Source organism: Pandoraea sp. ISTKB, from assembly GCF_001721285.1.
In the GTDB taxonomy this organism is placed as follows: Bacteria; Pseudomonadota; Gammaproteobacteria; order Burkholderiales; family Burkholderiaceae; genus Pandoraea; species Pandoraea capi.
In genome coordinates, this window is record NZ_MAOS01000013.1 from 1 (window position 1) to 19405 (window position 19405).

22 protein-coding genes are annotated in these 19405 nt (G+C 63.8%); 6 read left to right on the top strand and 16 right to left on the bottom strand.

Annotated elements, in window-relative coordinates:
* Positions 1 to 15: 15 nt before the first annotated feature.
* The 4 genes from A9762_RS03215 to ribBA form a co-directional block, all read right to left on the bottom strand.
* Positions 16 to 1218, bottom strand: coding sequence for a pyridoxal phosphate-dependent aminotransferase (locus A9762_RS03215; protein ID WP_069340617.1), 1203 nt, complete (start codon positions 1216 to 1218; stop codon positions 16 to 18).
* 41 nt (positions 1219 to 1259) lie between these two features.
* Entirely contained in the window at positions 1260 to 1712 is a 453-nt protein-coding gene (nusB, locus tag A9762_RS03220; RefSeq protein WP_069340618.1) for a transcription antitermination factor NusB, read from the bottom strand.
* Positions 1712 to 2227, bottom strand: coding sequence for a 6,7-dimethyl-8-ribityllumazine synthase (gene ribH, locus A9762_RS03225; RefSeq protein ID WP_069340619.1), 516 nt, complete (start codon positions 2225 to 2227; stop codon positions 1712 to 1714). The genes nusB and ribH overlap by 1 nt, the downstream gene beginning before the upstream one ends.
* A gap of 129 nt (positions 2228 to 2356) precedes the next feature.
* On the bottom strand, positions 2357 to 3478 hold the full coding sequence (gene ribBA / locus A9762_RS03230) for a bifunctional 3,4-dihydroxy-2-butanone-4-phosphate synthase/GTP cyclohydrolase II (RefSeq protein WP_069340620.1): 1122 nt from the start codon (positions 3476 to 3478) through the stop codon (positions 2357 to 2359).
* Positions 3479 to 3623: 145 nt separating this feature from the next.
* On the opposite strand from ribBA, the gene A9762_RS03235 reads away from it, so the two are divergent.
* Positions 3624 to 3956 carry a helix-turn-helix transcriptional regulator gene (locus A9762_RS03235; RefSeq protein WP_069340621.1) on the top strand — a complete coding sequence of 111 codons (333 nt, stop codon included), beginning with the start codon at positions 3624 to 3626 and terminating at the stop codon, positions 3954 to 3956.
* Positions 3957 to 3958: 2 nt separating this feature from the next.
* A complete protein-coding gene (locus A9762_RS03240) occupies positions 3959 to 4465 on the top strand; it encodes an SRPBCC family protein (RefSeq protein WP_069340622.1) in 507 nt (168 codons plus the stop codon).
* 178 nt (positions 4466 to 4643) lie between these two features.
* Here A9762_RS03240 and A9762_RS03245 read toward each other — a convergent pair whose 3' ends face one another.
* The 6 genes from A9762_RS03245 to A9762_RS03270 all read right to left on the bottom strand — a co-directional run bounded on the left by A9762_RS03245 (position 4644) and on the right by A9762_RS03270 (position 10868).
* Entirely contained in the window at positions 4644 to 5345 is a 702-nt protein-coding gene (locus tag A9762_RS03245) for an ABC transporter ATP-binding protein (protein ID WP_069340623.1), read from the bottom strand.
* The gene (gene livG / locus A9762_RS03250) at positions 5345 to 6112 is read right to left on the bottom strand and encodes a high-affinity branched-chain amino acid ABC transporter ATP-binding protein LivG (protein WP_069340624.1); all 768 of its coding nucleotides are present in this window, start codon (positions 6110 to 6112) and stop codon (positions 5345 to 5347) included. The genes A9762_RS03245 and livG overlap by 1 nt, the downstream gene beginning before the upstream one ends.
* Positions 6109 to 7383 (bottom strand): high-affinity branched-chain amino acid ABC transporter permease LivM, encoded by a 1275-nt coding sequence (locus A9762_RS03255; RefSeq protein ID WP_069340625.1) that lies wholly within the window; start codon positions 7381 to 7383, stop codon positions 6109 to 6111. Before A9762_RS03255 ends, livG begins: the two co-directional genes overlap by 4 nt.
* 8 nt (positions 7384 to 7391) lie before the next feature.
* Positions 7392 to 8315 (bottom strand): high-affinity branched-chain amino acid ABC transporter permease LivH, encoded by a 924-nt coding sequence (gene livH, locus A9762_RS03260; RefSeq protein WP_042114893.1) that lies wholly within the window; start codon positions 8313 to 8315, stop codon positions 7392 to 7394.
* Positions 8316 to 8419: 104 nt separating this feature from the next.
* Positions 8420 to 9532: a branched-chain amino acid ABC transporter substrate-binding protein gene (locus tag A9762_RS03265; RefSeq protein WP_139133043.1), complete on the bottom strand. Its 1113-nt coding sequence runs from the start codon at positions 9530 to 9532 to the stop codon at positions 8420 to 8422.
* Positions 9533 to 9962: 430 nt separating this feature from the next.
* Positions 9963 to 10868: a LysR substrate-binding domain-containing protein gene (locus tag A9762_RS03270; protein WP_069340627.1), complete on the bottom strand. Its 906-nt coding sequence runs from the start codon at positions 10866 to 10868 to the stop codon at positions 9963 to 9965.
* Positions 10869 to 11007: 139 nt separating this feature from the next.
* Between A9762_RS03270 and A9762_RS03275 the strand changes: the two genes are divergently transcribed.
* From A9762_RS03275 to A9762_RS03285, 3 genes are read left to right on the top strand one after another with little or no spacing between them, the layout of a single operon-like run.
* Entirely contained in the window at positions 11008 to 11217 is a 210-nt protein-coding gene (locus tag A9762_RS03275; protein ID WP_042114897.1) for a tautomerase family protein, read from the top strand.
* The gene (locus A9762_RS03280) at positions 11217 to 12068 is read left to right on the top strand and encodes a 2-keto-4-pentenoate hydratase (RefSeq protein WP_069340628.1); all 852 of its coding nucleotides are present in this window, start codon (positions 11217 to 11219) and stop codon (positions 12066 to 12068) included. Before A9762_RS03275 ends, A9762_RS03280 begins: the two co-directional genes overlap by 1 nt.
* The gene (locus tag A9762_RS03285; protein ID WP_069340629.1) at positions 12065 to 12826 is read left to right on the top strand and encodes a 2-keto-4-pentenoate hydratase; all 762 of its coding nucleotides are present in this window, start codon (positions 12065 to 12067) and stop codon (positions 12824 to 12826) included. Before A9762_RS03280 ends, A9762_RS03285 begins: the two co-directional genes overlap by 4 nt.
* A gap of 152 nt (positions 12827 to 12978) precedes the next feature.
* On the opposite strand, the gene ribD is transcribed toward A9762_RS03285, so the two are convergent.
* The 5 genes from ribD to hemL all read right to left on the bottom strand — a co-directional run bounded on the left by ribD (position 12979) and on the right by hemL (position 17567).
* The gene (gene ribD, locus A9762_RS03290; RefSeq protein ID WP_069340630.1) at positions 12979 to 14073 is read right to left on the bottom strand and encodes a bifunctional diaminohydroxyphosphoribosylaminopyrimidine deaminase/5-amino-6-(5-phosphoribosylamino)uracil reductase RibD; all 1095 of its coding nucleotides are present in this window, start codon (positions 14071 to 14073) and stop codon (positions 12979 to 12981) included.
* Between the two features lie 14 nt (positions 14074 to 14087).
* Positions 14088 to 14606, bottom strand: a complete 519-nt coding sequence (locus A9762_RS03295; protein WP_069340631.1) for a TPM domain-containing protein — start codon at positions 14604 to 14606, stop codon at positions 14088 to 14090.
* A gap of 35 nt (positions 14607 to 14641) precedes the next feature.
* Positions 14642 to 15541: a YgcG family protein gene (locus tag A9762_RS03300; protein WP_083253592.1), complete on the bottom strand. Its 900-nt coding sequence runs from the start codon at positions 15539 to 15541 to the stop codon at positions 14642 to 14644.
* A gap of 10 nt (positions 15542 to 15551) precedes the next feature.
* Entirely contained in the window at positions 15552 to 16166 is a 615-nt protein-coding gene (locus A9762_RS03305) for a LemA family protein (RefSeq protein WP_069340632.1), read from the bottom strand.
* A gap of 96 nt (positions 16167 to 16262) precedes the next feature.
* Positions 16263 to 17567, bottom strand: coding sequence for a glutamate-1-semialdehyde 2,1-aminomutase (gene hemL / locus A9762_RS03310; RefSeq protein ID WP_069340633.1), 1305 nt, complete (start codon positions 17565 to 17567; stop codon positions 16263 to 16265).
* Between the two features lie 149 nt (positions 17568 to 17716).
* Here hemL and rnk point away from each other — a divergent pair, with 149 nt between their 5' ends.
* Complete coding sequence (rnk, locus tag A9762_RS03315) at positions 17717 to 18142, top strand: nucleoside diphosphate kinase regulator (protein WP_069340634.1); 426 nt, start codon at positions 17717 to 17719, stop codon at positions 18140 to 18142.
* 167 nt (positions 18143 to 18309) lie between these two features.
* Here the strand turns inward: rnk and A9762_RS03320 are convergent, their stop codons facing one another.
* A complete protein-coding gene (locus A9762_RS03320) occupies positions 18310 to 18912 on the bottom strand; it encodes a phosphatase PAP2 family protein (protein ID WP_069340635.1) in 603 nt (200 codons plus the stop codon).
* Positions 18913 to 19405 lie beyond the last annotated feature (493 nt).

The following is a 19405-nucleotide window of genomic DNA, read 5'->3' on the forward strand; positions in this document are numbered from 1 at the left end:
CTCGACAGCGCGGGTTCAGCCCGCCGCGAACACCTTGCCGATCCGGTCCATGGCCTCGTGCAGCTGTTCGAGCGACGTGGCGTACGACAGGCGGATGTACTGACGCGGCTCGGCAAAGCCGAAGTCGAGGCCCGGCACGAGCACGACGTCTGCCTGTTGCAGCAGCGATTGTGTCAGGCGATCGCTGTCACCGGCATCGCGGTGAGCGACGCCCGTGCAGTCGGCGTACACGTAGAACGCGCCATCCGGCATGACCGGTACCTTGAACCCGAGCTGCTCCAGCGCCGGCACCACGTAGTCGCGACGCTGACGGAACGCTTCCTTGCGCTCCTCGTAGATCGCCAGGGTTTCCGGGAGAAAACACGCCGTTGCCGCATGTTGTGCCACGGCAGACGGACAGATGAACAGGTTCTGCGCGAGCTTCTCGAACGTCGGCACCATGGCCGGCGGCACCACCAGCCAGCCCAGACGCCAGCCGGTCATGTTGAAGTACTTCGAAAAGCTGCTCACGACCAGCACGTCGTCGCCGAAGCTCAGTGCCGTGGTGGGCTTCCCGTCGTATGAGAGCCCCTGATAGATCTCGTCGACGAGCGTGAAGCCGCCGCGAGCACGTACCGTCTTGACGATACGTGCCAACTCGTCCGTCTCGATGGACGTGCCCGTCGGGTTCGACGGCGAGGCAAGCAGCACGCCCTTCGTCTTCGCACCCCAGTGCGACTCGATGCGCTCGGCCGTCAGTTGAAACCGTTCCGCGGGGCCCGACGGAATCAGCACGGGCTTGCCGTCGAACGTCGAGACGAAGTGACGATTGCACGGATAGCAGGGATCCGGCATCAGGACTTCGTCGCCGACACCCACCAGCGCCGCACAGGCCAGCACGAGCGCGGCCGATGCACCGGCCGTCACGACGATGCGCGACGGATCGACATCCACACCGTAGAAACTACGGTAGTAGCCGGAGATCGCTTCACGCAGCGCGGGAATGCCCATCGCGCCGGTGTACTGCGTCCGGCCGTCGCGCATGGCCTTCGCGGCCGCTTCGATGACGGCTTCGGGCGCCGTAAAGTCCGGCTCGCCGATCCCCATGTGAATCACCCGATGCCCGGCCTTCTCGCGTAGTGCGGCCTGCTTGGCCAGCTCCATCACGTGGAAGGGGGCGATATCGTCGACGCGTTGCGCAAGTGTCAGCGCGGGAGCGAGATTGGGCGTGCGGTCCATGGGGGGGGCGGGGCAGGGTTATATCCGGACGGAGGCTGACGTCAGGCGCTCTTGCCGCGACCGCCGTTGCGGTTGGCGGCGACTTCCACCGGGCGCACTTCCGCAGCGAACTTGTCGAGCACGCCGTTCACGAAACGGTGGCCGTCCGGGCCGCCGAACGTCTTCACGACTTCGACCGCCTCGTTGATCACCACACGGTACGGCACGTCCTGAAGATGAATCAGTTCGTACGCACCGGCGATCAGCGCGGCGTGTTCGATGGGCGACAACTGGGCTGCCGGCCGGTCCAGGTAGGGCTGGAGTTGCTGCGACAAGGCATCGGCCTCGCGGATGCTGCCGTACAGCACAGCTTCCAGGAGGACCTGATCCGCCTTGTCGTAGCCGGGGGTGGAGCGCAGGTGAGCATCGATCTCACTCGCGTGGCCGCGCGAAATCAGCCATTGATACACTCCTTGCAGCGCGAATTCGCGCGCGCGGCGCCGTGCACTCTTCATTACCGATCTTCCTCTTCTTCGTCTTCGTCTTCATCCGATCCCTCTTCGCCACTGAGCATGTCGATGGCTTCGAGCAGATTGGTCATTTCCACCGCCACGCGGGCCGCATCGCGACCCTTTTCGGCGGCGCGCACTTCGGCTTGCTCGTCGTTTTCGGTCGTCAGCACCGCGTTGGCGATGGGGATACCGAAATCGAGGCCGATGCGCGTGATGCCGGCGCCGCTTTCGTTCGACACCAGCTCAAAGTGATACGTCTCGCCGCGAATCACCGCGCCGAGTGCGATGAGTGCGTCGAACTGGCCGCATTCGGCCATCTTCTGCAGCGCCAACGGGATTTCCAGTGCGCCGGGCACCGTCACGAGCAATACGTCTTCGCCGTCGACGCCCAGGCGCTCGAGTTCGGCGACGGCCGCTTCACGCAGGGCAGCGCAAACCGCGTCGTTGAATCGCGCCTGCACGATACCGATGCGCAGACCTACACCGTCGAGTTCCGGCTGGTATTGTCCGATTTCCATAATGGGCTTCCTCAAAAAAGTACCGTCCAGGCGGTGCGGCCAACGTTGTACCGGCACACCCGAGACAGGCAATGCTCGGCAAGATGATGTCCCGCCTGCGTTGGGCGGAACATCGATAAAGGGTCTGGCTCAGGCCGCCGTGGCGCCGGGCATCGGTTGGAAACCGGTGACCTCGAGGCCATAACCTGCCATGTTGGGAATCTTGCGCGGGCTCGACAGCACACGCATTTTACCGACGCCCAGCTCGCGCAGGATCTGCGCGCCGACGCCATGCGTACGGAAGTCGACCGGGCGGCGCTTGGCGCGCGCGGCCTTCTCGGTTTCGTCGAGCGCCTCGAACTGATTGAACAGATGCTCAGGCGTTTCCACGCAGTTGAGCAGCACGACCACGCCCTTGTCGGCTTCGGCAATCGCCTGCATCGCGCCGGCGAGGGTCCACGAGTGAGTGGACACACCGGTTTCGAGCAGATCCATGACCGACAGCGGCTCGTGCACACGCACCAGCGTCTCGTCATCGGGGGACGGCGTGCCGCGCACCAGCGCGAGGTGCGGATTGCCGCTCGGCTTGTCGCGATAGAGCGTTGCCTGGAACGGGCCCCAGGCCGTCTGCATTTCGCGCGACGCCACCGTCTCGATCATCGATTCGGTGCGGCTGCGATAGTGGATCAGGTCGACGATCGTGCCGATCTTGATGTTGTGTTGCTCGGCGAACTCCAGCAACTGCGGCAGACGTGCCATCGTGCCGTCGTCGTTCATGATTTCGCAGATGACGGCAGCGGGCGTGAGGCCAGCCATGGCGGTCAGATCGCAGCCGGCTTCCGTGTGACCGGCGCGCACCAGCACACCGCCGGGCTGCGCCATGATCGGGAACACGTGACCCGGCTGAACGATGTCTTCCGGACGCGCGTCGCGCGAAATCGCGGTCTTTACGGTATGCGCACGATCGGCGGCAGAGATGCCAGTCGTCACGCCTTCGGCGGCTTCGATCGACAGCGTGAAGGCCGTGCCGTACTGCGTGCCGTTGCGATACGTCATCAGCGGCAAATTGAGCTGCTTGCAGCGGGCTTGCGTGAGCGTAAGGCAGATCAGGCCGCGCCCGTACTTCGCCATGAAGTTGATGGCTTCGGGCGTCGCAAATTCGGCTGCCATGACCAGGTCGCCTTCGTTTTCACGATCTTCCTCGTCGACGAGGACTACCATGCGGCCGGCCTTCAGCTCGGCAATGATTTCTTCTGTAGTGGCCAACGGCATAGCGGCAACGCGGGGCTGAATTTGGAAAGGCTCTATTCTACGCCAAGCCGGTGCACGCCAGCGTCCGATCTGGGGCTTTGGCCAACGGAAAAGCATCAATACAAAGGTATTGACCTAAGTAATGGTGGCGACTATAGTAAGGCGCATGGCTAACCAATCCATCCCTCTCGATCGAATCTTTCAGGCGTTGTCCGATCCCACTCGTCGTGCGGTCGTCGAGCGCCTGACATTGGGCCCGGCGTCCGTGAGCGAGCTGGCGCGTCCGTTTTCGATGGCGTTGCCGTCGTTCTCCCAGCATCTGAGCGTGCTGGAAGAGAGCGGGCTGGTCGTCTCGCGAAAAACCGGGCGTGTGCGCACGTATGCGCTGGAGACGCAGACCCTCGCGGGCGCGCAGGATTGGCTCCAGTTGCAGCGCGACAAGTGGACGCGCCGCCTCGATCAACTCGATAACTATCTATTGCAGATGAAGGAGACGTGAATATGAGCCTCGCAAAGCAAGCCACGCTTTTCTCGGTCGACCCGAAGCTGGATCTGGTGCTGGAGCGTTACGTCGACGTGCCGTGCGAGCGCGTCTGGGCAGCCTGGACGCAACCGGAGCATCTCAAGAAGTGGTTCACGCCCGCGCCGTGGCAGACGGTGGAATGCGAGATCGATCTGCGCCCCGGTGGCCGTTTCCACACCGTGATGCGCTCGCCGGAAGGGCAGCAGTTCCCGAACGTCGGCTGCTATCTGGAAGTCATCGAGAACTCGCGGCTCGTGTGGACGAACGCCGTGCTGCCCGGTTTCCGTCCGGCGCCGGCACCGGAGGCCGAGCATGGCGGTTTCCAGTTCACCGCTGCCGTGCTGATGGAAGCGCAAGGCAAGGGCACGCGCTACACGGCGATTGCGATTCACGGTAACGAAGCGACCCGCGCCCAGCACGAAGCGATGGGTTTCCACGACGGTTGGGGCAAGGCGCTGGACCAGTTGGTCGAATTGATGAAGTGACGGTTGCCGCGACACCGCGCACCGCGTCGCCGGTCAATGAAAAAGGGGATGTGCCCGAAGGCGCATCCCCTTTTTTGCATCGTCGGCACCGCGAATCTCGCATCGCCGCCATCGGCCGCACCCAGCGCAAATTGCCACTGAGTCGCCGTGTCGGCGAGATTCGTCCGATTGCTCGGACTTAAGCGCCCAGATAGGCGCGCTTGATGTCGTCGTTCGCCAGCAGGTTGTCGGCCGAATCGGCGAGCACGACGCGACCGGTTTCGAGCACGTAACCGCGATCGGCCACATGCAGTGCCTTGTTCGCGTTCTGCTCGACCAGGAACACCGTCACGCCTTCTTCGCGGATCGCACGAATGATGTCGAAGATCTGCGCGATGACGAGCGGCGCGAGGCCGAGCGTCGGCTCGTCGAGCAACAGCAGACGCGGACGGCTCATCAGCGCGCGCCCGATCGCCAGCATCTGCTGCTCACCGCCCGACATCGTGCCTGCACGCTGCTTGCCGCGTTGCGCGAGTCGCGGGAACAACTTGAAGACGTGTTCCATGCCGGCATCGATTTCATCGTTGGACGCGAAAAAGCCGCCCATCTTCAGGTTCTCGATGACGGTCAGGCTCGGAAACACACGACGCCCTTCCGGCGAAATCGCCATCCCCATGCGCATGATTTCGTGCGTGGGGCGGGCGGTGATGTCGTTGCCCTCGAACATGACACGGCCGCTCGACGCGCGAGGCGTGCCGCACACGGTCATCATCAGCGTGGTCTTGCCCGCGCCGTTGCTCCCGATGAGCGTGACGATCTCGCCCTTGTTCACTTCGATCGACACGCCGGAGAGCGCCTCGACGGCCCCGTAGTGGGTGTGGATCTGTTCCAGCTTCAGCATTATTCCTCCCCGAGGTAGGCCTTGATGACGCGCGGGTCGTTGCGCACCTCGTCGGGCTTGCCGGTCATGATCGGCTTGCCGTGTTCCATCACGAGAATGCGGTCGGAGACCCCCATCACCAGGCTCATGTCGTGCTCGATGAGCAGCACCGAAATGCCGAACTCGTGACGCAGCTTGTCGACCAGTTGCTGCAATTCGACCTTTTCCTGCGGGTTCAGACCGGCGGCCGGTTCGTCGAGCATGAGCAGGCGCGGCTCGGTGATCATGCAACGCGCGATTTCCAGGCGGCGCTGATGTCCATACGACAGCGTGCCGGCCTCGCGGTTGGCAACCGGAGTGAGGCCGAGGCGGTCGAGCCACATCTTGGCGCGCTCAAGCGCACTTCGCTCGGCGCGACGGAACGCCCCCGTCGAGAACAGCCCTTGCAGGAAACCGCTGTGCACCGTCATGTGCTGTGCGACCAGCAGGTTTTCCACGACCGTCAACTGACGGAACAGACGAATGTTCTGGAACGTACGCACCAGCCCGCGGCGCGCGACCATGTGGCTCGGCAGACCGGTGATGTTGTCGCCGTCGAGCACGATCGAGCCGCCAGTCGGACGGTAGAAGCCGCCAACGCAGTTGAACACGGTCGTCTTGCCGGCGCCGTTCGGGCCGATGATCGCGAAGACTTCGTTCTTGCGGACGTCGAATTCGACGCCATCGACGGCGAGCAGACCGCCAAAGCGCATCTGCAGGCCGGAGAGTTTCAACAGTTCTGCACTCATTGCGGCAACTCCACATGCGGGCGGGTGGCGGGCAGCAGACCTTGCGGACGCCACATCATCATCAGCACCATCACCAGACCGAAGATCAGCATGCGGTACTCGGCGAAGTCACGCGCGACTTCCGGCAGGATGGTGAGCAGGATGGCGGCGAGAATCACGCCGATCTGCGAGCCCATACCGCCGAGCACGACCACCGCGAGAATCAGCGCCGACTCGATGAAGGTGAACGATTCCGGCGTGACCAGCCCCTGACGGGCGGCGAAGAACGCACCGGCCAGTCCTGCGAACGAAGCGCCCAGCGTGAACGCCGAGAGCTTGATGCGCGTGGGGTTCAGACCCAGTGAGCGGCAGGCGATTTCGTCTTCGCGCAGCGCTTCCCAGGCACGGCCGATCGGCATGCGGATCAGGCGACTCGTGACGAACAGCGTGAAGCCGACCAGGGCGAACGCGAGCAGGTACAGGAAGATCACCATGTGCGAGCCGCTGTATTCGAGCCCGATCAGTTCATGGAACGTCTTCACGCCTTCCACGCTCGACGAGCGCGCCATCTCGAGGCCGAACACGCTGGGCTTCGGAATGCCCGACACGCCGTCCGGACCACCGGTGAGGCTGGTCAGGTTGTTGAGCAGCAGGCGAATGATTTCGCCAAAGCCCAACGTCACGATGGCCAGGTAGTCACCGCGCAGACGCAGCACGGGGAAGCCCAGCAGGAAGCCGAAGGTTGCCGACATCAGTGCTGCGAGCGGCAGGCATTCCCAGAAGGTCAGGCCGAAGTACTGATTGAGCAGCGCGTACGTGTAACCGCCCACCGCGTAGAAGCCGACGTAGCCCAGATCGAGCAGGCCGGCAAAGCCCACGACGATGTTCAGGCCGAGGCCGAGCACGCAGTAGATGAGGGCGAGCGTCGCCACGTCCACTGCGCCGCGTGAGCCGATGAACGGCCACACGAGCCCGACGGCGAGCAGTACCCACATCGCGGTCAGTTGCTGGCGGCGTCCCATCGCGGGCACGGCCGGCAGCTTCACGGCACGCTTCGTGCGCACCAGAAACGGCTTGATCAACTGGAACACGAACACTACGGCCGTCGCGATCCAGACCGGACGCCAGTGTTGTTCGAGCACGACCTTGTAACCGTCGAGCTTCAGTTGCAGGCCCAGGATAGGGGCCGTGAGGATGATCGTCATGACTGCGGCGATGACCGCACCCTTGAGCGTCTCTCCTGCCGGTGCGCCGTTGGCGGCGCCGGACTTGAGGGTGAGTTGTTGTGTCATGGTCGACCTCAGACTTTCTCGACGTCGGGCTTGCCCAGCAGGCCGGTCGGGCGGAACAGCAGCACCAGCACCAGCAGGCAGAACGCCACGATGTCCTTGTACTCGGAGGGCATGTAGCCCGAGGCGAGCGTCTCCGCCAGCCCCAGCAGCACGCCGCCCAGCATGGCGCCGGGAACGCTGCCGATACCGCCCAGCACCGCCGCCGTGAAGGCCTTGATGCCGGCGATGAAGCCGATATACGGATTGAGCTTGCCGATGGTCAGGCCGATCAGCACGCCGCCCACGGCCGCGAGCATGGCGCCGAGCACGAACGTGAACGAGATCACGCGGTTCGTATCGATGCCGAGCAGGTTGGCCATGCGCATGTCCTCGGCGCAGGCACGGCAAGCGCGGCCCATGCGCGAGTTGGCGATGAACAGCGTGAGCAGAATCATCAGTGCCACCGTCACCCCGACGATCAACATGCGGGCGTAGGGAATGGTCACGGTGAAGTCGCCCATCGGAATATCGATGGCGCCCGAGATCAGCATCGGCACGGAAACGTCACGCGCGCCCTGACCGATCTGCACGTAGTTCTGCAGGAAGATGGACATACCGATCGCGGAGATCAGCGGTCCGAGACGAGGTCCGCCGCGTAGCGGGCGATACGCCACCCGCTCGATCGCGAAGCCGTAAAGGCCCGTGATCAGCACCGAAACCAGCAGCGCTGCGCCCAGCACGAGCGGCAAGGGGTAGCCCGCCGCCGTTCCGATTGCAGTCAGTGTGACAAGCCCGACATAGGCGCCGATCATGTAGATCTCGCCGTGGGCAAAGTTGATCATACCGATGATGCCGTAGACCATTGTGTAGCCGATGGCAATCAACGCGTAGATCGCGCCCAGCGTCAGGCCATTGACCAGTTGCTGGGCAAGCTGTGGGAAAAATTCGTTCATGCGGGAAGCCTCGCGACTAGCGGGGGCCGAGCGCGAATGCGAGCCGCCCGCCGGGGTCGGCGGGCGGCTGGGGGTGATTCGCTGGCCAGTAAAGCGTCAGGGAATCAGTTGGCGGCGGTCTTGGTAGCGTCCTTGTGCCAGGTGAAGACCACGAACTTGAACGACTTCAGATCGCCGGCTGCGTCATACGCAACCTTGCCGATCGGCGTGTCGAACGTGTTGGCGTGGAGGTACTTGGCAACCTTGGCCGAGTCCGTGCTCTTGGCGCCGGCGATGCTGTCAGCGATCAGCTTCACGCCGGTGTAAGCCGGCATCTGGAACGGGCCGTTCGGGTCACGCTTGGCGTCGGCGAAAGCCTTCACCAGCTTGGCGTTGGCCGGATCAGCGGTGAAGTCGGCCGGCAGCGTCACGAGCATGCCTTCCGAGGCCGCACCGGCGATGGCCGTCACGTCCTTGTTGCCCACACCTTCCGGTCCCATGAACGTGGCCTTCACGCCTTGTTCACGTGCCTGACGCAGCAGCAGACCCATTTCCGGGTGATAGCCGCCGAAGTACACGAAGTCCACGCCTTGTGCCTTGAGCTTGGTGATCACGGCCGAGTAGTCCGAGTCACCGGCATTGATACCTTCGAACAGCACGACCGGCACCTTGGCGGCATCCAGATCCTTCTTCACCGAGGTGGCGATACCCTGACCGTACGACTGCTTGTCGTGCAGCACGGCAACCTTCTTCGGCTTGACCTTGCTGATGATGTACTGAGCAGCCGCCGGACCTTGCTGGTCGTCGCGGCCGATCGTACGGAAGATGAAGTGGCGCTTCTTGCCTTCGGTCAGTTGCGGAGCCGTGGCCGACGGCGTAATCATCACCACGCCTTCGTTTTCGTAGATGTCCGATGCCGGGATCGTCGAGCCCGAGCAGACGTGACCGATCACATACTTGATCTTCTGGCTGACGATCTTGTTGGCGACGGCGACGGCCTGCTTCGGTTCGCATGCATCGTCCATGTATACAGCTTCGAGCTTGTTGCCGTTCGCACCGCCAGCGGCATTGATCTGTTCGATAGCGGTATCCGCGCCGGCCTTCACCATGTCGCCGTACTGGGCAACCGAACCGCTGAACGGGCCGGCGATGGCGATCTTGACGGTCTCGGCGTTGGCGGCCGTTCCGAGGAGGGCGAGAGCAGCGGCAACGAACAGGGATTTGTGACGGAACTGCATTGTGGACATCTCCTTGATTTGTATTTTTTGACTACCCGGCGTTGCGGTAGTCTTAATCGACTGCTGAACCTGGTCGGTATTGGATCATTCTGGCCATGGGTGGCGCGAACGATGCGCCATAGTAGCGTAATAAGCTCATCAATAGAAACAGGTATCCTGAGTCATCCCGAAACCCTCATGGATAAAGGCTTTCAAAAGGGTCATAAGAAAAAAATAAGAGTCGTCACAGCAATACTCCGTAGTACTACGCAGATTGAAAGTGCGGCCTATGTGAAGGCAATCGACAAATCGGGGCCACGTTGAATGACGACAATGGATTACGCATCAGGACATTTTGGATACAATCCGTGCCGCATTGAAATCCAATGTCTGAGTATTTGCATCCACGCGCCGATATCTACGCAGATATATTGCGTAAGAGACCGCTTCCCTACATCGACAGGGCATGACGCTGGTTGCGCGCCTGACGCATGAGCGCGAGAAACGCGGCGAGGATCGGCGACTCGTCGTCGCGCCGGTACATGCAGTTCAGTTCGATCGAGCGCAGCCGTTGTGACTTCAACGGGCGATACACCACGCCGGGCAAACGCAGGTTGGCTGCGGATTCCGTGGTGACGCACACGCCGAAGCGGCTCGCCACGAGCGCAATCGACGTCACCACGTCTTCCACTTCCTGTTCCACACGCAGCGTCACGCCTTCCGCACGAAAGGCCGCCGTGACCTCCTCCGCGAGGCCGGGCACCGGCGCGTTCGGGTACAGAATCATCCGTTCGTTATCGAGATCGGCGAGCGTGAGCGACGCCAGTTTGCATAGCGGATGCCCCTCGTAAAGCGCGACCAGAAACGGCTCGCGGTGAATCCAGTCGACAACGATATCCGGCTCGTCAGGAATCAGGCGATTGAAGCCGATGGCGATGCGCCGCTCGCGCAACGCGGCGATCTGCTCGGTCTTGGAGAGGTTATGCAGGCCGATCTTCACCTCGGGGCGCTCGGTGTGAAAGCTCGCCAGCAGTCGCGGAATCACGTTGAGAATGCCCGAACTGAAGATACCCACGTCAAGCCGTCCGATGTAACCCTCGCCCGCGAGACGCGTCTGCTCCTCCGCCCGGCGCGTGAGCGACAGGATGTTGGGCACTTCGGCGAGCAGCGTCTGCCCGGCGGCGGTCAGCGTGGCGCCCTTGGGCGTGCGCATGAACAGGGCCGTGCCCAACTGCGCTTCGAGCGCGTGAATGTGACGGGTGAGCGGCGGCTGCGCCATGTTCAGCCGCTCGGCCGCACGTCCGAAATGGCCTTCCTGCGCCACGGCCAGGAAGTACCGCATTTGCCTGATGTCCATGAGACGTCCTCCATCTTGATACCGAAATGGTATCGGATTCTCGGAAATCGGTATTGGACGGTATCTCGTCGCGCGCGCATCATGGCCACACGGAGACCCTTGTTCAGGTCTCGTTTGGGCATTTTCAGGGGACACCAACATGCCGATCGTACATATCAATCTGGTGGAAGGTCGTGACGACGCCGCCGTGAAGGCCTGTGTGAAGGCCGTGGCACGCACGGTGCACGAGACCCTCGGCGCGCCGCTCGAATCGATTCGCGTCTATGCGACGCAGGTGCCGGCCGCGCATTGGGCCGTGGGGGAGCGCACCAAGGACGAGCCGGCCGCGCCGGCCAAGGCAGGCGCGTGATGAGCGCCGCAACGTCCAACGCACCGCACGGTGCATCGAATGACGCCGCCACGCAGGCACGCCTTCAGCAGGCGGCCGATGCGTTGCTCGAAGCCGAGCGCTCGCACCGCTTCATCGCCCCGCTGCGCGACACGTTCGCGCCTTTGAGCATCGACGACGCCTACGCGATCCAGCGCATCAACACCGAGCGCCGGCTTGCCGCAGGCCGCCGCATCGTCGGCTGCAAGATCGGCCTGACGTCGGTCGCCGTGCAGAAGCAGCTCGGCGTCGACCAGCCGGATTTCGGCATGTTGTTCGACGACATGGGCTACGGCGACGGAGAACCGATTCCCGCCTCGATCCTCACGCAACCGAAGATCGAAGCCGAGATCGCCTTCGTCATCGGCCGTGATCTGAATGTCGAAAACCCGGGCCAGCTCGATGTCCTCAACGCCATCGAGTACGCCCTGCCGGCGCTGGAAATCGTCGGTAGCCGTGTGGCCGACTGGAACATCCGCATCACCGACACGATTGCCGATAACGCATCGTCGTCGGCTTACGTGATCGGCAACACGCCGAAAAAGCTGTCCGAATTCGACGTCCGCATGTGCGGCATGGTAATGGAGCGCCGAGGCGAGCCGGTGTCCGTGGGGGCGGGCGCGGCTTGCCTCGGCAGCCCGATCAACGCCGTGGTGTGGCTTGCACGCACGATGGCGGCCGTGGGCACGCCGCTGCGGGCGGGCGATCTGGTGCTGTCCGGCGCGCTCGGGCCCATGGCCGTGGTCACGCCGGGCGACATCTTCGAGACCCGCATCAACGGCCTGGGCTCGGTCCGCGCCGTCTTTGAACCTGCCAGCGAGGCTGCACGATGAGCCACATCCACGATTACGCCAAGCTGCTCGACGATGCAGCGCATTTCGCCCACGAAGTCGAGCAGTTCGACACTGACAACCGCCTCTCGCTCGACGACGCCTACGCCATTCAGGCCGCGTCGCTGGCCCGCCGTGCCGAGCGCGGCGAGACGCGCGTCGGCGTGAAGATGGGCTTCACCAGCCGCGCCAAGATGATCCAGATGGGACTCTCGGACGTGATCTGGGGGCGTCTGACATCGGGCATGCAAGTCGAAGAGGGCACGGCCATCGACTTCAAGCGCTATGTGCATCCGCGTGTCGAGCCGGAAATCGCGTTCATCCTGAAGAAGCCGCTCGAAGGCAACGTCACGGGCCCGCAGGCGCTCGCGGCGGTGGAGGCGATTGCACCGGCCATCGAGATCATCGATTCGCGCTACAAGGACTTCAAGTTCACGTTGCCGGAGGTGATTGCGGATAACGCGTCGTCGAGCGGTTTCGTGATCGGTGCCTGGCACGACCCGCACGTCGACTTCTCGAATCTGGGACTGGCGATGACGATCGACGGCCGTACGGTGCAAGTCGGCTCGACGGCGGCGCTGCTCGGTCATCCGCTGCGTTCGCTGGTGGCGGCGGCGCGACTGTCGGCGGCGGCCGGTGAGCCGTTGCAGGCGGGCTGGATCGTGATGGCGGGCGGTGCGACGCCTGCGGAGTACATCAAGCCCGGCCAGTACGTGTCGGTCGAGATGGAGTCGCTCGGGCGCGTGGGTTTCCACGTCTGACCACGCGATCGGGTAGCGGCGTTTGCTACCCCTGCAAGACAAAACGGGGTGTGCCGGTCATGACGACCCGGCACACCCCGTTTTCATTGGATGGCGCAGACGATGACGAAACCGTGAGGTCCCGCGTCGCCGCGCACCAACGTCAGCCAACGTCAGCGCTTCACGCGGGCCATCACGCGCAGGTCGCTCTCGATCATACGAACGTCGGTGAATTCGAGGGCCAGTTTGTCGTCGAGCGACGTGAGCGCCGGCAGATTGAACATGCCCTGTGCGTCGCCGACGATGCATGGCGCGAGGTACGTGAGCAGTTCGTCCACACAGCCTTCGCGCAGCATCGAGCCGTTGAGTTTGTAGCCGGCTTCGACGTGAATCTCGTTGAACTGACGTTCCCCCAGCGTGCGCAACAGCGCGGACAATTCGACCTTGCCGTTCGCGTTCGGCAGATCGAGCACGCCCACGCCGAGATCGCGCAGACGCGACACGCGATCCGGATCGCCGTTCGCGCAGACCACGAGCGCGTTGCCGTCGGCGAGCACCTTGGCGGTCGGGGAGATGTCCAGACGCGAGTCGACGACGATGCGCAGCGGCTGACGCGTGGTTTCCACTTCACGCACCGTGAGCGACGGGTCGTCTTCGCGCACGGTGCCGATGCCGGTGAGGATGGCGCAGGCGCGTGCGCGCCATGCATGGCCATCGGCGCGCGCGGCCGGACCGGTCAGCCACTGGCTCACGCCGTTGTTCAGCGCGGTCTTGCCATCGAGACTGGCGGCGACCTTCATGCGCACCCACGGCGTGCCGCGCGTCATGCGGGCAATGAAGCCGATGTTCATCTCGCGCGCCTCCTGCTCCAGCAGGCCGCAGCGCACTTCGATACCGGCTTCGCGCAGCATGCCGAGGCCGCGTCCGGCGACGAGCGGATTCGGATCTTCCATCGCAGCGATTACGCGTTTCACGCCCGCTTCGATGAGGCCCTTGGCGCACGGCGGCGTGCGGCCATAATGACTGCACGGTTCGAGCGTGACGTAGGCGGTCGCGCCGCGCACCGATTCACCGCGCGAGCGCGCGTCTTTCATCGCCTGCACTTCGGCGTGGTCCTGTCCGGCGGGCTGCGTGAACCCTTCGCCGATGACGCGGCCGTCCTGCACGATCACACAGCCGACGCGTGGGTTCGGCGTCGTAGTAAACATCGCGCGCTCGGCCAGTGCCAGCGCGCGGCGCATGTAAGCAAAATCCTGATCGGAAAACATGAGACGTCGGATCGTCAGAGCATCAGCGGCCGGTCGGTCAAGGCATTGTCCGGTGCTGCGCCGGCTTGCGCCGGCAGGGATTCGCGCGCAATGCCGCGCAGGGTGTTCAGCGCGTCGAGCACGCTCTGGACATAACGTTCGTCACGGAAACCGGCGCTCATCTGCGCGACCACGGCGTCCCACCGGTGACTGTTCACCAGTGCATTGACGCCCTTGTCGGCAATCAGCTCGATGTCGTGATCGGCGATGTTGATGTACAGCAGTATGCCTGTGCGCGCGTCGGTGTGTGCAACCCCCAACTGATGGAACAGCGCAACGGCGCGTTGACGGCAGGTTTGCCCGTGCCAAACGGCCGCGAGCGGCATTGCCGCCTCGATTACCAGACGGATCTCGCAGCGGTGTTCGCGCTCGGAGTCGCGGATCGACGCTTCGAGCGTATCGAGGGCGTCGTCGGGAAACAGCCAGCGGGCGTGCGCGCGCCACGTTCCGGCGTGACGCAGCCAGCGCGAGACATCGTGAGGCTTCTGTGACATCGCGATTTCCTTCTCGTGTGCTGTCGTCATCACCGTCACCAGTTCCCCGAGGAGCCGCCGCCGTCGAAACCGCCGCCGCCTCCGCCGCCAAAGCCGCCCCCACCGCCGCCGCCCCCACCGAAGCCTCCGCCGTCGTTGCGTCCCCAGCCACCGCCGAGTCCGCCGCCGAGCCCGCCAGCAATACCGCCGCCGAAACCGCCGGGACCGATGCGTCCGCGTTGGCCGGTCAGCACGCGCGAGCGCGGATCGTTGGGGTTGGCGCCGGGCAATCCGGGGCCCTGAAAGCGCCGACGGCCTTCCATGATCACCACCATGGCGATGATGAAGACGATGAAGAGCAACGGCAGGAAATCGGAAAGATCGGAATGCGGCGCGCGCGTCGACGGCAGGTTGGGCGCGGGCAGCGCCTCGTTGTTCATCGCCGCCTGCACGGCGGCCACACCGGCGGCCAGTCCGCCGAAGAAGTCGCCGCTACGGAAGTAGGGTGCCATCACGTCGCGCAGAATGCGGCCCGAGATCGCGTCGGTGAGCGAACCTTGCACGCCGCGTCCGACTTCGATACGCATCTTGCGCAAGTCGTTCGGATTGTCCTTCGCGATGAGCATGATCACGCCGTCATCGATCCCCTTGCGACCTGCCTTCCACGCATCGGCCACGCGAATGCTGTACTGATCGATGGTTTCAGGCGCGGTGCTCGGCAGCATCAGAATGAAGATCTGGCTGCCGCGCTGCTGCTCGTACTGCGCGAGCTGGGTTTCGAGCGCGTTGCGCTGCTCGGGCGTGAGCGTGTTGGTCAGGTCGGTCACGCGGGCCGTGAGGGCGGGCACCGCGACCAGCGCTTCGGCGCTGGCCGGCAACGCCAGCCAGCACAGGGTGGCCAGCGTCAGTGCCCACAACGTCCACAACAAACGCTTCGGCTGAGTCGTAGCCGCCATGGCCGGATCCTCAGAACTTGACGGCCGGCGCCGTGGAAATGGCCTTCTCGTTATCCACGGTGAAGTTCGGCTTGGTGGCGTAACCGAACACCTTGGCGGTCAGGTTGTTCGGGAACTGACGCACGTACACGTTGTAGTCGTGCACCGACTGAATGTAGCGATTGCGCGCCACCGTGATGCGGTTTTCCGTGCCTTCCAACTGCGATTGCAGATCGCGGAAAAGACCGTCGGCCTTCAGATTCGGGTAGTTCTCCGAGACGGCCATCAGACGCGAGAGTGCACCGGACAACTCCCCTTGTGCTTGTTGAAAGCGCTTGAAGGCTTCCGGATCGTTCAGCGTCTCCGGCGTGACCGTAATGCTCGTCGCCTTGGCGCGGGCATTGATCACTTCGGTGAGCGTTGCCTGCTCGTGCGACGCGTACCCCTTCACGGTATTCACCAGATTCGGCACCAGATCGGCGCGGCGCTGGTACTGGTTGACGACCTCGCTCCAGGACGCCTTGACCGCTTCGTCCTTGACCTGAATCTCGTTGTATCCGCAGGCGGAGAGCAACGACGCGAGCAGCCCCAGCGTGAGCCAGCGCAGGAACGATTGACGGAGCTTGATCGGCAGCAGCATTTGCATGATGTTTCCCCTTGTTATGGCCGGACGGACATCCGGCGGACTACGCAATACGTGGAAAGCGCCACAGTGCAAATGGTAGTGAGCGCCTCGCGGCACTCACACGAGCGTCCCAAACGCGTCGCGCGCGGCGTCGATGGTCGCATCGATGATCGCGTCGTCGTGCGTGGCGGAGACGAAGCCGGCTTCGAACGCGCTCGGTGCGAGGTAGACGCCGCGATCGAGCATGGCGTGGAAAAACTTGTTGAAGCGCGCAACGTCCGACGTCGTGACTTCGGCGAAGCTCTGCGGCACGCTGGCGCGGAAGTACAGACCGAACATGCCGCCGACGCTGTCACCCGAGAACGGCACACCTGCCGCTTGTGCGGCATCGACGAGCCCGTTCACGAGTTTCGACGTGCGCTTGGCCAGGTCTTCATAGAAGCCCGGCGCCTGAATCAGCTTGAGCGTGGCAAGGCCGGCGGCCACGGCGAGCGGGTTGCCCGAGAGCGTGCCGGCCTGATAGACGCCGCCGAGCGGCGCCAGATGCGACATGATGTCGCGGCGTCCGCCGAAGGCCGCCGCAGGCATGCCGCCGCCGATGACCTTGCCCAGGCACGTGAGGTCGGCGGTGATGCCGTAAAGCGCCTGCGCGCCGCCCAGACCGACGCGGAAGCCACACATCACTTCGTCGAAAATCAGCACGGCGCCGTGCGCGGTGCAAAGTTCGCGCAGCGTCTGGAGGAAATGACGCGAGCCGCGCACGAGGTTCATGTTGCCGGCGACCGGTTCGACGATCACGGCCGCAATTTCGCTGCCCTGACCGGCGAACAGCTCACGAAGCTGGTCGACGTTGTTGTACTCGAGCACGAGCGTGTCGCGCGTGACTTCCGGCGGCACACCGGCGGACGAGGGGGCGTTGCGCGTCGAATCGGCGAACGTCAGCAGGCCGGAACCGGCTTTGACCAGCAGGCTGTCGGCGTGCCCGTGATAGCAGCCTTCGAACTTGACGATCTTGTTGCGGCCCGTGAAGCCGCGTGCCAGACGCAGCGCGCTCATCGTCGCTTCCGTGCCCGAGGACACCAGACGCACTTGCTCGATGGACGGCACGAGGCGGCAGATTTCTTCGGCCATCACCACTTCGGCCTGCGTCGGCGCACCGAAACTGAAGCCTTGCGACATGGCGGTCTGAACGGCGGCAACGACCTCCGGATGCAGGTGACCGACGATCATCGGGCCCCACGAACCGATGTAGTCGATGTAGCGCACGCCTTCGGCGTCCCACATGTAGGGGCCTTGTGCGCGGGCGATGAAGCGCGGCGTGCCGCCGACCGAGCGGAAGGCGCGCACGGGCGAGTTCACGCCACCGGGGATGGTTTGCTGGGCGCGCTCGAACAGCGCGGCATTCGTAGTGTTTTCGGACATGACTTCTGCTTTGCGGCGCGGGGCCTATTCACCTTAATGCGTCGATTCTAGCGGATGGCGCCCCGGTCCGGGACTTCTCCCCGCGCGGGGCTTCTGTTAGATTGAAGGCACCTTTACTCAACGCCCAAGGAAATTCAAGGCCCGTCGACATGTCCACCGTCAACTCGCAACGTCCTTCGATCACTGTCTCGTCTCTCGACCTCGATCGTCTTTATTCGGTCATCGAGAATGCGCCGCGCACGGCATTGCCGTATGTGGAGGCACTCGAAACAGAGCTCGCCCGTGCGAGCGTCGTCGAACCGGAGCAAATGCCGGCCGACGTCGCCACGATGAATTCGGTGGTGCGCTATCGTGATCTCGCCACGCAGCAGGAGCATCGCGTAACGCTCGTGTATCCGCAGCATCTCGCGGCCACGGAAAACGGTATTTCGGTGCTGGCGCCGGTTGGCAGCGCGCTGCTGGGGCTGCGTATCGGCCAGTCGATTCACTGGCAAGTGCCGGGGGGTCACCTGATCGAGCTGGAACTGCTCGGCCTCGATTACCAGCCGGAAGCCGCTGGCGAATACCACCGCTGATTCACGTCTCCGCAGCACCATTGGGAGATTCGGATCTCCCGAGTCTCCCAAGCATCTCCCTCGCTGTCGCGTCTTTCCCGCAGTCCCGCAGTCCCGCAAGTTCCTCAAGCCTTTTCAGTCTCTTCAGTCCCCGCAGTCCCGCCGTGCTTACGTCTTGAGTGTTGTGTTCAGCGACGCAGCCAGCCGCGTGCTATCGGCCATGCCATCAGTCGACGGTAGACGCCTTCGAGAATGGCGGAGACGATGCGGCTCGTCTCGCGCGCACTCGCGGTGCGCATGATAAGCGCCACGACGATCGATACGACCAGCGCACCGAACATATCGACCGGCCAGTGCACGCCGAGATAGACGCGCGCCCAGCACACGGGCAGCGCACAAATCAGAAGGAGCTTGCCGAGCAGACGCGGCGTGCGTGCGACCGTGCCCATCAGCACGAAGGCCGACGTGAACATGATCGCGCCGTGATTGCTTGGGAATGCACTCGTCGGCGCGTGCGGGAGCAGGTTCGTGCCGAGGCCGACGACGAACGGACGCGGCTCGAACCACGCAAAACCGATCACAGCGTTCACGAGTAGCACGAGGCCCACGCCCAGCAGCCCATGCACCGCGCCTTCGCGATCCCGTCCGCCGGCCAGCCACAGCGTGGCGAGCCCGATCGGCAGCAGCAGGATCAGATACTTGGCGAGGAAGACGGCGAGCGCCAGTTCGCCTTCGCTGACATTGGGGGAGGCATTGATGGCCAGGAAGAGGGCGCGGTTGAGCGAATCCATGAAGTCCGGGGGGATCGAGTGCGTGCCGGGTGCTCGGGCGGCTGTCGGGGGGACGGATGACCGTCGCCGCAGCGGGCCGTCGGCCGCCGGCGGGCGGTTTGTGACGATTGGATGACAGATTCTGGCCGAGCCGCCGCCCGGAGGAAAGGGCTTTTGTCATCATTTTGTAACACGTTGAATTGTCACTTTTCTTTCGACGCACTCGGGGGTAAAATCGCGCCGTCATAGCTCTCAGGAGGTCCTTCCGTGGACAGTAGTTCTAGTGGTAGTTGCCGGTCGACCGAAGTCGACACCACCACCGCGAGTTAGTCCCCGGGATCTTCCCAGCCGCTAACTCGCATTGTCGGGTTGGCGCGCACCTCAGATGTTCCTTTCGATGGTCTGCCCCCTCTAGCCGCAGCGTTTGTGCGACGAGGGGTTTCGTTGGGCCGTATCGATAGCGTCCGTCTTTCGTAGCACGCTCCCTTATTGGTTTTACGTCTGCCGCTCGGGC